Below are 15,203 nucleotides of genomic sequence, written 5' to 3' on the forward strand. Positions count from 1 at the left end.
CACGCTATTGTCCTTCTATCGAGGATAAAGTGGTTAGATTTGCTGACAAAGGAAGACATCAAATATTTGTTGAACCAGATGGTTTAAATAGTATCGAGCTGTATCCAAATGGTTTATCAACTAGCTTACCTTTTGAGGTTCAATGTAACTATATTCAATCGATTAAAGGTTTTGAGAAAGCTTTTATAATGCGCCCAGGTTATGCGATTGAATATGATTTCTTTGATCCAAGAGATCTAAAGCCAACATTAGAAACAAAACATATCAAAAATCTCTATTTTGCTGGACAAATTAATGGTACTACTGGCTATGAAGAAGCTGGTGCTCAAGGTTTAGTAGCTGGCATTAATGCCGCTATTAGCTTAGATAGTGACAAATCATGGTACCCAACTCGTGCAAACAGTTATATCGGAGTGTTAATTGATGATCTTATTACTAAAGGTACAAAAGAACCATATAGAATGTTTACCTCTCGTGCGGAATATAGACTGATTCTACGTGAAGATAACGCTGATTTACGCCTTTCTGATAAAGCTTGTGAACTAGGACTTTTGAACAAAGAAAATCAACAATACTTCATCAATAAGAAAAATGCTATTAATGAAAATATAGCAATTATGAAAAACACTTGGATAGGTCCACAAACACAGAAAGCTCGTGATTTAGAGAAATTCTTAGATAAGAAAATGACACGTGAAAGTACCTTATTCGACTTACTCAAAAGACCAGAAATAGATTACAGCAAATTACAACAAATATCTGAGCTAAATCTAAACTTAAAAGATGAGGATGTAATAGAACAAATAGAAATTTCAGCAAAATACTCTGGCTACATAGAACGTCAACATAAAGATATTGCAAGATTAGCAACCTTTGAGCAAAAAGCTATTCCTAAAGATTTTAATTACTCTCAAGTTAAAGGTCTATCTAATGAAGTTCTACAGAAATTGACTGAACAAAAGCCTACGACATTAGGAGAGGCATCACGTATCCCAGGTATAACTCCTGCAGCTATATCATTATTGACTATATATATGAAAAAAACTGGTTTTATAAAATAGGAAAAGATATGAAAAGAGATTACTTCAAAATAATTATATTAACATGCTTAGTTACTATGCTTTTTTCCTGTGCTACCAGACAGAAATATATAGATCAACAAAAAGCATGGATTGGCAAAAGTATTGATGCTTATATCCAAGAATTTCGTATGCCACAAAATGTAATCCAAGTATCTCCAGACTCAAATATTGAAACATATGTTTATATTCGTAAAGCTGTTAATCCAAACACTCCAGCCTATGCCGGCAACCCTATTAATAGTCTTGTAATGGCAAATAGAAACCCACGCTTTGTCCAATTTGGTGCGCTAATGTGTACAACTTGGGTATCGATAGATAAAAATACTAAGATTATTAAAAATATAACTTTCCGCGGTAATTACTGCGCAACTAGTAAATAAATAGAGAACACAATGAACATCAAACAAACTTCAGCACCTCTAGTTACAGGTCTTGTTTCTGCATCAATTTGTTTTAGCTTTGGCTTCTTTGCAAATGTTTTTAAATACAATGGGCTTGAATTCTTTTATGCTTACATAGCTTTTCTTATATTACTGTGTTATCCAATGAATATAGCTGCGATATATTTTCAAAAATCTTTCCCTGATTTAAACTCACACAATAAGCTAGTCAATAAAATTACTAGAAGCTCTAAGTTTAGGCCTGTTAGTGTTTTATTAACTGGTTGTATGGTAATTTTAATAGCTTTGATAATATTTGACATAGCAACTTATGTTTTAGATTTTTTTGACAACATACCAGCTATTGATCGCTTAAGTGATGAGAGTCTCAAATTTAATAATAACATACCCATATATGTCTCACTACTTGTAGTATTTATTGTAATCCTTTTAATGTTTATTTTAGCTGATAAAAGAAAGCTGAATTTAAATGAAACTCTAAAAACTACAGTCCATGTATCTTTGTATTTAGTTACTATTTTAATGCTAATAGTAATATATTCACCGCAAGGAATGTTAGGTATTAAAGACTTTCTTTTAGACTTAAATCACCAAAAAAATAGTCAATTGCCTCAAATGTTTGCTTTAGCACTAACATATGCAATCTTAAGTAACTTTATATCAATAGCATTCTATAAAAATATAATAAATATTGGTGATGATAATTATAGTAAGCTTAAAACTAGTGCTTTTAAGAGTATTTTTTATAATATAATTTTCTCATTTATCATTTGCGCTACTATATATGCTATTTTAGGTAATTATAGAAGCTATTTACAACCGACTGAAGGCCTAAAAATCACAATTGTTTTCAAAATCGTTAAACTCAATTCGCCGATATATTATTTACTTCTTGAAGTAATATTTACAACTCTTAATTTAGTTGTTTTTATTGCGGCATTAAAATACATCTTCGAAATTGGTTCTAAACTTTATACAAAGCTCATAGTTTTACTTATACCATTTATTATAACTATTACATTTATAGAATCTGGTATAGCTAATATAGACTTCTCTAAAATGTTTGGACTACATTTAGTGATTATTTTTATATTTTTATTTGATGTATTGATAGTTGGTTGGATTTATGATGCTCAAAAACTTAGCTATGAAATACTCAAAAACACAAACACTCGACTTTCACCTCTATTTAATATTATGCTGAGAATAATGATACCTTTTATCTGCATTATTGTTACAATTGGTTATATATTCTGAGCAATGCCTGTAATGTGGCAATTTATCTCTGATTTGGCATGTACGATTATATATATTGTCAAGGGAAGTATTTTTTAGCAATGTCATTTAACAAGAGAAAGTTTTAAAATGTTTTTTAATAAAAAAAATAACCAAGACGAGTTAAAAAAGCTTGCAGCTATTGAAGCTGCTAAAAGTATTACCTCAGAGATCACACTAGGTGTAGGTACTGGAAGTACAGTAGCATTTTTTATAGAAGAACTTGTAAACTATAGAAATAAAATCAAAAATGTAGTATCAAGTTCAGAGGATTCTACTAGCAAACTTAATGCACTAGGTTTTGATGTAATTGACCTTAACTACGCTGGGGAAATTGATTTATATGTTGATGGTGCTGATGAGTGTAATAATCACAAAGAACTTATCAAGGGTGGTGGTGGTGCTCTAACACGTGAAAAAATTTGTGTCGCTGCTGCTAAGAAGTTTATCTGTATCATTGATGAGTCAAAAAAAGTTAATACTCTAGGTAACTTCCCTCTTCCTATAGAAGTTATACCTATGGCACGAAGCTATGTTGCTCGTCAAATAGTAAATCTTGGTAGTCAACCAGTATATAGAGAACAAACAATCACAGATAATGGTAATGTTATCTTAGATGTTTACAATCTAAAAATTGATAACCCTCTGAAATTAGAAACTGAGCTAAATCAAATTACAGGTGTTGTAACAAATGGTATTTTTGCTCTTAAGCCAGCTGATATAGTAATTATGGCAAAGCAAAACGGTGAGATTGAAAGATTTTAAGTATAAACTTATATTTCAGTAACCTATAAACCTTATCTACTTTTTTCTATTACCATACAATAAAATATAATAAAAATGACTCCAAAAGGAAAAGCTCAAAACCTTATCTATATAGTCCAAATTGTAGGATAAAATAACCGAATATCGCCATAACCAATGCTAAAAATAGAGTCCATCTAACAATGCTTGGTGCATCCATCACTATTACCTTTAACATAACTAGGTACAAATTCCAAGGTAATGTTGCTAATAATGCTTGCCATATTCTTGTATTTAGAAACACTAATAACAAAAGGCCTAGCAACAACTATATCATTAAGCCCTTCATAGATATTATTCATACCTTCTTGAGATGCTTTAGCATCATGTTTGACTTAATCAAGTTTTACAAGGATACTAGCTACTCGCTCATATTTTGATAGTTGGCTCGTTAAAGTAATATTTATCATAGATAAAAAACTGTAACTAATAAATAACTAAACATATAAATATAACAAGTATTTTCCAAATAAAATCAGATGCTAACTTCTCAATATGGTTAAAAAAATTTTAACATACTAAAGAATTAAGATTTAACTTAAATTATAAAATTATATCACAACATTAAATAGCTAACTTTAAAAGCTAATATCATTCATTTTGTTAAGTTTTATAAAGATTATTTTTATAAAAATAGGAACCAAAGCCATTACTACTAAAAAAGCCAAAGCTAAGATAAACTTAGTATCAATAAAGTTTTCTTTACTTCCTTGAATTATAGCCTCTTTAAAGTGTACTCCAAACCAGACATAAATAAATGTCACAGGTATGATGCCAATTAAAGTAGTAAAAAAGAAAATACTATTTTTAACCTTTAATATACCTGCTAATATATTTGGTACAAAAAAAGGTATTGGCAATAGTCTTACGACAAAAAGTGTAGTTATAGGGTAATTTTCTACTAAAGATTTAAATTTAGAGACAATTTTATATTTTGGATTAGTAGATGTTTCATCCCAATTATATTTTATAAATAAAAAAGTTAGCATTGCTCCTACGGCAGCTGCAAGTAGACAAACTATAAAACCCAAAGCCAATCCAAATAAAAGACCTGCTAGTATCTTTAAAAAAGGTTTTATAGGAGCAGAAAAAAACACAGCTAAAATATAAATACAAACATAGCTAGAACAAGCTAAAATAATATGCTTATCAACATAAGCACTCGCCTTAATATACGCAAGGTTAATCTTATCTAGATCAAAATATTTATAACCATTGAAGACTAAAAACAATAGAACTCCAAAACTCAAAAAGAATATTAAAAATAGTCTTTTAATAAGTAAGGGGTTTAGGTGCTTCACTTAAATTTTAAAAAATTTATTTTAGACAATACAATAATTAAGCTAAAGCAGCTTTTGCTTTTTTTACAACAGCAGCAAAAGCATCTTTGTTATATACTGCTAATTCAGCTAGTGCTTTTCTGTCCAGCTCAACACCAGCTTTGTTTAAACAATTGATTAGCTGGCTATAGCTGATATCGTATTGTCTAGCAGCAGCATTAATACGGACTATCCATAAAGATCTAAATGTTCTTTTCTTAACTTTACGGTCTCTATAAGCGTATTGACTTGATTTAATCACAGCTTGCTTAGCTACTCTATATACTCTAGAACGAGCACCATAATAACCTTTAGCTTGATTTAAAACCTTCTTATGACGTGCACGTGCTGCTACGCCTCTTTTTACTCTTGACATAATTTAATACCCCACTTTAAAAATTGATAAACAAACCTACGCGTAAGGCATTTGTTGAACTAAGCTAGCAGTATTAACTTTAGCTACTTGGCTCATACCTCTTAAATGACGCTTCCTCTTAGTTGTCATTTTAGTGTTAATATGAGCACGGTTTGCACAACGGTGTTTGAAACCACCATTACCAGTCTTTTTAAAGCGCTTAGCAGCACCACTTTTAGTTTTTAACTTTGGCATATTTAAATACTCCGCATTTTGTATTAGTTGTTATAAAAAAATTTATTTACTACTTTTTCTTTGGTCCTAAAACCATGATCATTTGGCGACCTTCCAGTTTAGGTTGGTGTTCTACCACACCGTGTTCAGCAGCATCATTTGCCATACGCTGAAGCATTTCCATACCTAGCTCTTTATGTGACATTTCTCTACCCCTGAATCTCAATGTGACTTTTACCTTATCACCTTTTTCAAGGAATTTTATCAGGTTGCGTAGTTTTACCTGATAATCTCCTACATCAGTCACAGGTCTAAGCTTTACTTCTTTTACCTGTGTCTGTTTTTGGTTCTTTCTAGCTTGTGCTTTTTTCTTACCTTGTTCAAATAAGTACTTACCATAGTCCATCAAACGGCAAACAGGTGGATTAGCATTTGTTACCATTTCAACCAAATCAACACCAGCCTCTTCAGCCAATGCTAAAGCCTCATTGATAGATACAACACCTTTTTGTTGACCATCAATACCAACTAGACGCACCTCTTTTGCTTTAATTTGCTCATTTATAGGTGCTTTTTTATCCATTTTAATAATCTTTTCCTCCGCAGAAATTATTATTCTTTAGCTTGTATTTGCTTATTTAAAAAAGCACAAAAATCACTTACAGACATCAGCCCTAGACCTTCACCATTATGCTTTCTTATTGTGATAATCTTTTGCTGTTGTTCATTTTTACCAATGATAACAAGGTATGGTACACGCAAAAGAGTATGCTCACGTATTTTAAACCCAATTTTCTCATTTCTCAAGTCTAATTTAGCACGAACACCACTTTTTTCAAGTGTTGTAAATACTTCTTGGCAGTAGTCATCTTGATTATTACTAATCCCCATCACAGCTACTTGCACTGGCGCTAACCACAATGGTAAATTTCCAGCATAGTGCTCAATAAGCATACCGATAAATCTCTCCAAAGAACCAACTATTGCTCTGTGCAGTATAACTGGTACCTGTCTCTCGCCATTTTTATCGATATATGTAGCACCTAGTCTTTGTGGCATTGAGAAATCTAGCTGTATAGTACCACACTGCCAATTTCTACCAATTGCATCTTTGAGATGGAACTCGATTTTAGGACCATAAAACGCACCCTCACCTGGAAGTAGTTCATAGCTAACATTATTTGCATCAAGAGCATTTTTGAGCATCTGTTCAGATTTATTCCAAGTTTCATCATCTCCTATCCTGTTTTCAGGTCTAAGCGCAATCTTGACAGCAAAATCATTAAAACCAAAATCTTTATATACTTCAAAACTCTGTTGTACCATCAAAATCACTTCTTCTTCAACCTGTTCCGGTGTACAGAAAATATGCCCATCATCTTGAGTAAAACTTCTCACTCTTAGTAGGCCATGCAACGATCCAGATGGTTCATTTCTATGTACTATACCGAACTCAGCCATTCTTATAGGTAGATCTCTATAGCTATGCAGCTTTGTGTTATAGACCTGTACACAAGTAGGACAGTTCATCGGTCTAATAGCAAAATCTCTGTTCTCAGATTTTGTTGCAAACATATTATCAGCATACTTAGATGAGTGACCAGACTTTTGCCATAAGCTAAAATCTGCAATAAGTGGGGTTCTAATCTCACTACAACCATATTTATTATTAGAAGCACGCATATAGTCTTCTACTTGGCGCCAGATCCTTACGCCATTATCATGCCAAAATGCTACACCTGGTGAGTCTTCTTGGAAATGAAATAAATTGAGAACTTTACCAATTTTTCTATGATCGCGTTTTTCAGCTTCTTCGAGCATATTCAAATACTGCTCCAAGTCTTCTTTAGTTGCCCAGCATGTACCATAGATTCTAGTCAGCATCTCATTATCATAATTGCCTCGCCAGTAAGCACCTGCCAACTTTGTCAGTTTGAATGCTTTTAGTAGGGAAGTATTTGGAATATGAGGACCTATACATAAGTCACTAAAATCACCTTGTGTATATATTTTTACTTGCTCATCAGCTATACTATCAATGATTTCTACCTTATAGTTCTCGCCTTGAGTCTTAAAAAATGCAATTGCTTCAGTTTTAGGAACTACTTTATAACTAACAGGTATAGACTTTTTTGCTAGTTCTTTCATTTTCTTTTCTATAAGAAGCAATTCTACTTCGCCTATCGTCACTTTGAAAGAAAAATCGTAATAAAAGCCATTATTAACTACTGGACCTATTGTTACTTCAGTACTTGGATATAATTCTTTGACAGCATGAGCTAATAGATGAGCACAAGAATGCCTTAGAGTTTCAAGACCTTCTGGATCTTGTATTGTTATCAATCTTAATTCACAATCATTATTAATTTTATCTTTTGCATCTTTGAGCTGATTATCAATATATGCAGCTACTGTAGTCTTAGCTAAGCTTGGAGATATTGATTTAGCAACATCTAAAGAGTTAACACCCTTTTCAAACCCTCTTATCGAACCATCAGGAAATCTAATATTTATCATTTGTAGTATACTTAATTTTTATATTTGTTAATGAAATTCACATACAACATATATTATATTGTATGGCTATAATTATGTAAATTATTTATCAAAAATGTTGAAATATTTACAAGCAAATGAATCTGAGACCAACTTTTTATAAAAATCTTAATATAAATATCAAAATTAAAATAAATCATTATAGATGATATGAAAAGTATCAAAATATCAATATATTTCCCTTGAGAATAATAATATTAATTTAAATATTAATTAATAAGTTTTATTATTTTGCTAAAATCCTGTACTTAGCTTAAAAACCACCTTTCAACAACTATTTTAGACATAAAGCAAAGCTATTTTTACCATTTAAATTCTTAAATAGAATTTGGTAGGATTAAATCTATAGATAGTTGATTTACTAGCTTTGTTTTTTAAACAATATAGATAAGGAGTCTTATCACATGAAGCTAAATAAAATTACATTACTAACTAGCTTAGTATTATTATAGTTAGCTTAGAAGCATATTTACATGGCTATGTCGAAAACCATGCTTCTCGTGTATTAACTATGTAAATAAGGTAAAAATAAAGATTGTGTTCAAGAGCTCAATATGAGCCTCAATCAATAGAGCAAGCCAGTGAGCTATTTAATTTAGGTGCTCTAGATATATAATATATTGGAAGCGCAGATGTAGCTGGCTTTAAACCTTTGATGAGCAAGAACAAAGTCGTTGGGCAAAAACTGTTGTTCAACCTGGACAACCTTTAAAGATTAAATGGAAATTCACAGCCAATAATAAATCTAAGCATTTCAAATTCTATATAACTAAGCCTAACTGTGACCATGATAAACTACTAACTTGGATAGCTTTGAAGAAAAACCTCTAAATTGTTTTGATCCTCAGCTAACTTGAGTAGCACCCAACTAACCACCTAATATATAGTCTAACATTTACATGTAAAATGCCAAATAGGTCATGTTATCAAATCATTATGGCTAAATGGGATGTTGATGACATTAGGATGAGTTTCTATAACTTACTAGACTTAGATTTTACAACTAGCAAGCTAGCTGGAACTATAATTCTACCTGATGGTTCTAGCATTAATAAGAATGGTTCACAACAGTCTAAAACGCTAACATATAATCCTACTAAATCATATCCATACCAGGAACTGAAATAATCTTTGAAGGCAAAGTTTATCAAAATAAATGGTATGTAAACCTAGGTCAAAAGCCTAGCACTAAACAATGAAGACCTTTGGTGTTTGTAAGAGATCACCAATAGCAAAATAATCCTTCTGATAGATTCCTAGTGAAAAAATTCACGATAAATACACTAAACATTAAAGAAGGTAATAAGATAACACTACAAGTATTCAAAGGTGGAACTATAACAGATTACCCATTACTTACAGTTCCTAAAGCAATCCGTACAAATTAATTTGTTCTTAGAACTTACTAAAAAAATTAATAAAATTAGCACCAAGCATCTTAATAACCAGATTATTGTTGGTGTTAAAGATAGTAATAATGCAGTATAATCCATAATTGCAATACTGTATATATATTTCAAACAGCAGATTAAAACATATGATGAGATTAGCCTTACTATCATCAGGCTAGCTAAAACCTAAAAAAATGAGCTTCATTTGACGGATTTCAAAGATCAGTACAGTATTAGTCCTGATGACAATCTTTATATAAACGCAAAAATGTCTCATAGCTCTGCAACTGCTAATGTAACAGTAGTTCTAAAAGATCAAAATAGTAATCAAGTTTATAGAAAAGCAGATATTCAGATTTTACTTATGGATACTTATGATCTAGCTTTAGAAATTGATAATATCAAAGCTGAAAACTATAAAATTACTATCTCAAGTAAGCTTGCTGGAGCAGAAGCTTAGCAGAATGATATCAACATTAAAGTTTTAAGTTCAGAGATAGCTAATGATAATCCTCTACCAACAAACCAAGATGTTAATGTTAGTATTGAGTCAAATACGTCTTACTATCAACTCAACACAAATGATTCTATAATTGCTATAGCATGGACTAGTAGTCTTGATAAGACTAATTTAGATAACTATCAAATAACGATTATTTCTTGGAATAAAACTCGCCAAGCTAGTGGTAACGATAGTTCTGCTTATGTAAAATTCCACTTCCTAAAAATAACCAAACAAGTGTTACATACTTGGTTAACATGATTTAAATATTGTTACTTTCCATATCAAATATGGCACTACAATAATTAATTATTAAGTCTATCAAAATAATCATTATATAATACATGCGTAATAGCCAAAGCGTTATTATTATAAAGTACTTTATAGACATTAATTTTAGCAATACATTTAATAGTATTCTTTATTACATATAATTCTAAGTAATATTTACAAAAATCTACAGATACCTTGGTATGTGTTTCATACTCTATACCTTTCTTTAGGTTATATATCTTACAGTAGTTAAGACATGACTCTACAGCAAAACTAGATAATGATAAAAAATAAAATACAAGTTAAAACTCTAGCTAACATAATTTTGATAGTCTTGAGGACTTATTAGGCTCTTAAGCTCCTTTAGATTAGCTATTTCAATTTCAAATATCCAGCCCTTACCATAGCAACATTGGTTTATAAGTTTTGGATTATCTAATAATTCTTTATTTACTTTTGCAACTTTTCCAGATAACGGTGTGTAAATATCAGATGCGGTTTTTACTGATTCTATGACACAAATCTCATCGTCTTTGGCATATTCTTGACCAATTTTAGGTAGATCAACATAGACAATTTCACCAAATTCATCTTGAGAATAATCATCTATACCAACTCTTGCAATATTGCCTTTAACCTCAACCCATAGGTTAGAATCTGTATATAAATAATTTTGATTTATTTCAATCATAATTCCTCTTCGATAAAACTCTATCTTATATTTTAAGCTAATAGGTGATAATAACATAAAAATCTTTTAAAATTAATTTTAAAAAATAAAAGTTCATGGTGTAAATGATGAGTCTAGAAAACAAAAACATAATTATAACAGCTGGTGGAACAGGTGGTCATATATACCCAGCACTGGCTGTAGCTGAATTACTCAAGCAAAATAAAGCCAATGTAACTTGGGTTGGTACTCCTAATAGTATGGAGGCTACAATAGTTCCTAACTATTTTAATATCCAGTATATTAAATCATCAGGTGTTCGGAGAAAAGGAATTATAAAAAAGATTACTTTTCCACTAAAGCTTGCTTACAATACCTTAAAATCTCGTACTCTATTAAAAAAACTTAAGGCAGATCTGGTCATTGGTTTTGGTGGTTATGTTTCTGGGCCGATATGTCTAGCAGCTGCACAAATAAACATCCCAATAATCATCCATGAGCAAAATGCAAAAATTGGCCTCACAAATCGTATATTAGCTAAACTTGCAACAACGATATGTTTAGCTTTTGAGATCGAAAATCTCAACAGTCATTTTAGTGTTAAACAATTAGCAAGAACAAAAATTGTCGGTAATCCAGTTCGTAAAGATATCGTTGCGCTTAATGATCAAACAAAAAAATATACTGACTCATCAACATTAAAGATATTAGTTCTAGGTGGTAGCCAAGGCGCTAAAGCAATAAATGAAATCATTCCCAAATTAATTCAAAAAGCAAACGAGCAAGACATAAATATAAAAATCTGGCATCAAACTGGTAAACTATCATTCCAAGCAACTAAAGATGCTTATAAAGATATACCACAAAACCATATCAAAGATATAGCTGCTTTTATAGATGATATGGCTACAGCATATAATTGGGCTGATTTGGTAATTTGTCGAGCTGGTGCACTGACTGTATCAGAATGTGTTATTGCTGGGCTACCAGCTATATTTATACCATTACCATCAGCAGTTGATAATCATCAGTTTTTTAATGCTCAAAATATAGTGAATAACAATGCTGGCTTTTGTTTAATACAACAACAGATGACTTTAGAAAATTTACTTGCTATAATAAAGCCTCTTAATCAAGATAAATCTAAGCTTGAGCAAATGTCACAAATGGCGAAAAAAACATTGATAAAAAACTCAAGTGAACAAATATTAGATTGTGCAAAAGAAATTTTAAACAAAAAGTAAAGGATCCGAAATGAACTTTGATATGTCAAAGCTAATGCAACAAGCACAGAAAATGCAAGAACAAATGAAAAAAGCTCAACAAGAGCGTGAAAATATGCAGGTGATTGGTGAGTCTGGTGCTGGTCTTGTTACGGTAACAATGACAGGTAAATATGATGTTAAATCTGTCAGTATCGATAATTCGCTTATGTCTGAAGATAAAGAGGTACTTGAAGATTTAATTGCTGCGGCTGTCAATAGCGCTGTAAAAAAAGTAGAAGAAAATTCAGTAGCATCTACAGATATCCATAAGATGGCAAAAGAAGCAGGTATCGACTTACCTAGTGGCATCAACTTTCCTTTTAAATAATGACTAGTAAAATTTTTTCTCCAAAAATTACTGCTGTAATAGAATCTTTACGCAAGCTTCCAACTATAGGTAAAAAATCATCTCAAAGACTTGCTCTCTACCTGCTAGACAAATCACCAGAAACAGCTGTTGTTATTGCTAATTCTCTTTTGGATGCTAGTGCAAATATCAAAAAATGTAAATATTGCCAAGCACTTACTGAAAATGATATTTGTAATATCTGTAGTAACACTAATCGAGATGACACCAAACTATGTATAATAGAAAGTATGCTTGATATGATCGCTATTGAAGAAGCTGGAATATACAGAGGTAAGTATTTTATTCTAAATGGTAGAATTTCTCCATTAGATGGTATAGGTCCGAGTGAATTAAAGCTAAACATTTTAGAACAAATTATAGCCGGTAGAGAAATTGATGAGGTAATTCTTGCAATTAGTCCTACTGTAGAAGGTGAAACAACCGCTCACTTTATTTCACAAATGATTGCTAAAGATGTAATGATCTCTCGCATAGGTTTTGGTGTACCATTTGGTGGTGAACTAGAATATTTAGATCAGCAAACTTTGCTACATGCCTTTAATGCAAGAACTAATATTTAATAATAATTTACTTATTAAGTATTCTTTCGATATTTAAACAAACATCTAAATTTCTTACTAAACGGATTAGTAAATATAATTTTCTCCTATTTCTAACTACCACTACGCAAGCAAGTTTGGCTTGTTTATTATCTACAGACATCATATCAAAACTTCTAATATCCACACCCTCTCGTGCTAAAGTTGCTGTGATCTTCGCTATCGAACCAGGAATATTTTTGAGTGTAACTGCAAGCCTAGCTTTAAAACTAGGATCATCATCACTATTTGTAAACCAATCAGCTTTAATCTCTTTAGTCTGACCGTCTTTAAGTTTTGTATATAATTCATTACAACTTTTTCTATGAATCTCGACATTGCTTTGCTCGTTGACAATTCCAATTATTTCATCATTTGGCAGAGGTAAACAACAATCAGCAATACGAGGATCATCACCATATCTGATTTGTAGCTTTGATAATGATGATTTTTTATAAGCATTGCGCATGTCATCAAAATGCTTAACAATAAAATCAATAAAGTTATTTGGATCAATAAGACCTAAACCAGTATCTAAATAAAAGCGATTTATTGTATCTATTCCTTCATAATTGAATAATGCTCCATCAATAATTTCACTTGGAACTTCTCTTAGTTCAACACCTAGAAGTCTAAGCTCACCTTCAACTATATCCTTACCGCGAATATAATCAATATTACGATATTGCTGTTTCAAAAAATCTTTGATAGCTGATTTAGCTCTATTAGTCTCGACAAATTTCAACCATGCTGGATTAGGGTCGGCAATCGCTGAAGTAATAATCTCAACATTATCACCTTGCTTTAACCTATAGTTAAGTGGAACAATCTTGCGGTTTACTTTAGCTGAGATACATTTATTACCAATATCGGTATGTATGTAATAAGCAAAATCAATACAAGTTGAATTTACAGGCAGCTCGACAATCTCACCTTGAGGAGTAAATACGAATACATCATTATTAAAAATATCTGTTTTGACATTTTCTAAAAACTCTACTGAACTAGCAGTATATACATTGATATCAGAAATCTTCTTAAGCCATCTTTGTAATGCTTTATCAGTTTTCTCACCGATTTTATAACTCCAATGAGCTGCAATACCATATTCAGCTTGACGATCCATTTTCTCTGTTTTTATTTGAATTTCTAAAGGTATATTGTATGGTCCTAAGACAACCGTATGTAATGAACGATAGCCATTTGCTTTTGGAGTTGCAATATAATCTTTAAATTTTTGCGGTATTGGCTTATACAATTCATGAACTCTACCTAATGTAACATAACAATCTATTCTATTAGGGACAATAATCTTATAAGCATACATATCCATAATTTCATCAAAAGATATACCTTTTTTACGCATCTTGTTATATATACTATACAAAGTTTTCTTACGTGCTTTGATATCTTCTAATGAGACTAAATCATCAAGCTTTTCAGCTAATGCCTCTTTTACCTCATAAAAGACCTTTTCTTTATTTTTTTCTACTTTTTTTACTTTTTCTTCTAAAATATGATACCGATAAGGATGCATACCCTCAAATGCTAGAGTTTCTAACTGCTCTTTAAGAGTATTGATACCTAATCTATGAGCAAGAGGTGCAAACACATCTAAAGTTTCCCTAGAGATTCGACGCTTTTTCTCAGGTTTTAATGGCGCTAATGTACGCATATTATGAAGCCTATCAGCTAGCTTGATAAATATTACACGGACATCTTTTGTCACAGACAGTAGCATTTTACGGAAATTTTCTGCTTGTTGTTCTGCTATATTTTTATGCCTTATCTGGGTAAGTTTAGTCACTCCCTCAACAAGTTGGGCAACTTTTTCACCAAAAAGATTGATAATATCCTCAGCGGTATATTCAGTATCCTCAACAACATCATGCAATAAAGCTGCAATAATTGTATCAACATCCATCCTAAGCTGAGCAAGTATACATGCTACAGCAATAGGATGGGTAAAATAAGGCTCTCCAGAACTTCTAACCTGGGTTTCGTGAGCATCCGCACCAAATATAAATGCTCGAGCAATCTTTAACCTTTCTGCTTCAGGAAGGTATTTAGAAATTAATTGATTAAGGTCATAAAAACAAAACATATTTAACAAAATATTTTACAATAC

At 31.5% G+C, this 15,203-nt stretch carries 14 protein-coding genes and 4 pseudogenes; 10 read left to right on the top strand and 8 right to left on the bottom strand.

The features are described 5' to 3' along the window. Nucleotides 1–2: 2 nt before the first annotated feature. From FSC845_RS00005 to rpiA, 4 genes and pseudogenes are all read left to right on the top strand, one after another. Nucleotides 3–1,061, top strand: a pseudogene (locus tag FSC845_RS00005) (FAD-dependent oxidoreductase); the annotation flags it as partial. Between the two features lie 8 nt (nucleotides 1,062–1,069). Beyond that, the gene (locus FSC845_RS00010) at nucleotides 1,070–1,462 is read left to right on the top strand and encodes a hypothetical protein (RefSeq protein ID WP_064461244.1); all 393 of its coding nucleotides are present in this window, start codon (nucleotides 1,070–1,072) and stop codon (nucleotides 1,460–1,462) included. A 12-nt stretch (nucleotides 1,463–1,474) separates the two neighbouring features. Further along, nucleotides 1,475–2,847: pseudogene (locus tag FSC845_RS00015) on the top strand (hypothetical protein). 1 nt (nucleotide 2,848) lies between these two features. Further along, nucleotides 2,849–3,523 (top strand): ribose-5-phosphate isomerase RpiA, encoded by a 675-nt coding sequence (gene rpiA, locus FSC845_RS00020; protein ID WP_064461245.1) that lies wholly within the window; start codon nucleotides 2,849–2,851, stop codon nucleotides 3,521–3,523. A gap of 617 nt (nucleotides 3,524–4,140) precedes the next feature. Here the strand turns inward: rpiA and FSC845_RS00025 are convergent. The 5 genes from FSC845_RS00025 to thrS are packed head-to-tail and all read right to left on the bottom strand — an operon-like array spanning nucleotide 4,141 to nucleotide 7,987. Continuing rightward, complete coding sequence (locus FSC845_RS00025; RefSeq protein ID WP_082343465.1) at nucleotides 4,141–4,863, bottom strand: VTT domain-containing protein; 723 nt, start codon at nucleotides 4,861–4,863, stop codon at nucleotides 4,141–4,143. Nucleotides 4,864–4,900: 37 nt separating this feature from the next. Continuing rightward, nucleotides 4,901–5,257 (bottom strand): 50S ribosomal protein L20, encoded by a 357-nt coding sequence (gene rplT, locus FSC845_RS00030; protein ID WP_064461247.1) that lies wholly within the window; start codon nucleotides 5,255–5,257, stop codon nucleotides 4,901–4,903. 36 nt (nucleotides 5,258–5,293) lie between these two features. Beyond that, nucleotides 5,294–5,491: a 50S ribosomal protein L35 gene (rpmI, locus tag FSC845_RS00035; protein WP_064461248.1), complete on the bottom strand. Its 198-nt coding sequence runs from the start codon at nucleotides 5,489–5,491 to the stop codon at nucleotides 5,294–5,296. 49 nt (nucleotides 5,492–5,540) lie between these two features. After that, nucleotides 5,541–6,053, bottom strand: coding sequence for a translation initiation factor IF-3 (gene infC, locus FSC845_RS00040; protein WP_144416499.1), 513 nt, complete (start codon nucleotides 6,051–6,053; stop codon nucleotides 5,541–5,543). Nucleotides 6,054–6,082: 29 nt separating this feature from the next. Continuing rightward, nucleotides 6,083–7,987 (bottom strand): threonine--tRNA ligase, encoded by a 1,905-nt coding sequence (gene thrS, locus FSC845_RS00045; protein WP_064461250.1) that lies wholly within the window; start codon nucleotides 7,985–7,987, stop codon nucleotides 6,083–6,085. A gap of 753 nt (nucleotides 7,988–8,740) precedes the next feature. Here thrS and FSC845_RS09835 point away from each other — a divergent pair. The 3 genes and pseudogenes from FSC845_RS09835 to FSC845_RS09845 all read left to right on the top strand — a co-directional run bounded on the left by FSC845_RS09835 (nucleotide 8,741) and on the right by FSC845_RS09845 (nucleotide 9,877). Next, nucleotides 8,741–9,154 (top strand): annotated as a pseudogene (locus FSC845_RS09835) (lytic polysaccharide monooxygenase). Nucleotides 9,155–9,285: 131 nt separating this feature from the next. Next, the gene (locus FSC845_RS09840; RefSeq protein WP_257719633.1) at nucleotides 9,286–9,414 is read left to right on the top strand and encodes a hypothetical protein; all 129 of its coding nucleotides are present in this window, start codon (nucleotides 9,286–9,288) and stop codon (nucleotides 9,412–9,414) included. Between the two features lie 271 nt (nucleotides 9,415–9,685). Then, on the top strand, nucleotides 9,686–9,877 hold the full coding sequence (locus FSC845_RS09845) for a hypothetical protein (protein ID WP_227806599.1): 192 nt from the start codon (nucleotides 9,686–9,688) through the stop codon (nucleotides 9,875–9,877). A 347-nt stretch (nucleotides 9,878–10,224) separates the two neighbouring features. Here FSC845_RS09845 and FSC845_RS09455 read toward each other — a convergent pair. Continuing rightward, a pseudogene (locus FSC845_RS09455) lies at nucleotides 10,225–10,482 on the bottom strand (hypothetical protein); the annotation flags it as partial. Nucleotides 10,483–10,502: 20 nt separating this feature from the next. Continuing rightward, nucleotides 10,503–10,883: a glycine cleavage system protein GcvH gene (gcvH, locus tag FSC845_RS00060; protein WP_064461758.1), complete on the bottom strand. Its 381-nt coding sequence runs from the start codon at nucleotides 10,881–10,883 to the stop codon at nucleotides 10,503–10,505. 107 nt (nucleotides 10,884–10,990) lie between these two features. On the opposite strand from gcvH, the gene murG reads away from it, so the two are divergent. The 3 genes from murG to recR are packed head-to-tail and all read left to right on the top strand — an operon-like array spanning nucleotide 10,991 to nucleotide 13,057. Further along, entirely contained in the window at nucleotides 10,991–12,106 is a 1,116-nt protein-coding gene (gene murG, locus FSC845_RS00065; RefSeq protein WP_064461251.1) for an undecaprenyldiphospho-muramoylpentapeptide beta-N-acetylglucosaminyltransferase, read from the top strand. A gap of 10 nt (nucleotides 12,107–12,116) precedes the next feature. Next, nucleotides 12,117–12,455, top strand: coding sequence for a YbaB/EbfC family nucleoid-associated protein (locus FSC845_RS00070; protein ID WP_064461252.1), 339 nt, complete (start codon nucleotides 12,117–12,119; stop codon nucleotides 12,453–12,455). After that, entirely contained in the window at nucleotides 12,455–13,057 is a 603-nt protein-coding gene (recR, locus tag FSC845_RS00075) for a recombination mediator RecR (protein ID WP_064461253.1), read from the top strand. The genes FSC845_RS00070 and recR overlap by 1 nt, the downstream gene beginning before the upstream one ends. Nucleotides 13,058–13,064: 7 nt before the next feature. Here the strand turns inward: recR and FSC845_RS00080 are convergent, their stop codons facing one another. Further along, nucleotides 13,065–15,179, bottom strand: a complete 2,115-nt coding sequence (locus FSC845_RS00080) for a RelA/SpoT family protein (protein ID WP_064461254.1) — start codon at nucleotides 15,177–15,179, stop codon at nucleotides 13,065–13,067. Nucleotides 15,180–15,203 lie beyond the last annotated feature (24 nt).

Origin of the sequence: Francisella persica ATCC VR-331, assembly GCF_001653955.1 — a bacterium.
GTDB classification, from domain to species: Bacteria; Pseudomonadota; Gammaproteobacteria; order Francisellales; family Francisellaceae; genus Francisella; species Francisella persica.

What these genes read in the sequence shown, in the direction of transcription:
- FSC845_RS00080 (WP_064461254.1), bottom strand. Translation starts at nt 15,179, where the DNA reads ATGTTTTGTTTTTATGACCTTAATCAATTAATTTCTAAATACCTTCCT.
- murG (WP_064461251.1), top strand. Translation starts at nt 10,991, where the DNA reads ATGAGTCTAGAAAACAAAAACATAATTATAACAGCTGGTGGAACAGGT.
- rpiA (WP_064461245.1), top strand. Translation starts at nt 2,849, where the DNA reads ATGTTTTTTAATAAAAAAAATAACCAAGACGAGTTAAAAAAGCTTGCA.
- FSC845_RS00010 (WP_064461244.1), top strand. Translation starts at nt 1,070, where the DNA reads ATGAAAAGAGATTACTTCAAAATAATTATATTAACATGCTTAGTTACT.
- gcvH (WP_064461758.1), bottom strand. Translation starts at nt 10,883, where the DNA reads ATGATTGAAATAAATCAAAATTATTTATATACAGATTCTAACCTATGG.
- rpmI (WP_064461248.1), bottom strand. Translation starts at nt 5,491, where the DNA reads ATGCCAAAGTTAAAAACTAAAAGTGGTGCTGCTAAGCGCTTTAAAAAG.
- rplT (WP_064461247.1), bottom strand. Translation starts at nt 5,257, where the DNA reads ATGTCAAGAGTAAAAAGAGGCGTAGCAGCACGTGCACGTCATAAGAAG.
- infC (WP_144416499.1), bottom strand. Translation starts at nt 6,053, where the DNA reads ATGGATAAAAAAGCACCTATAAATGAGCAAATTAAAGCAAAAGAGGTG.
- FSC845_RS09845 (WP_227806599.1), top strand. Translation starts at nt 9,686, where the DNA reads ATGTCTCATAGCTCTGCAACTGCTAATGTAACAGTAGTTCTAAAAGAT.
- thrS (WP_064461250.1), bottom strand. Translation starts at nt 7,987, where the DNA reads ATGATAAATATTAGATTTCCTGATGGTTCGATAAGAGGGTTTGAAAAG.
- FSC845_RS00070 (WP_064461252.1), top strand. Translation starts at nt 12,117, where the DNA reads ATGAACTTTGATATGTCAAAGCTAATGCAACAAGCACAGAAAATGCAA.
- recR (WP_064461253.1), top strand. Translation starts at nt 12,455, where the DNA reads ATGACTAGTAAAATTTTTTCTCCAAAAATTACTGCTGTAATAGAATCT.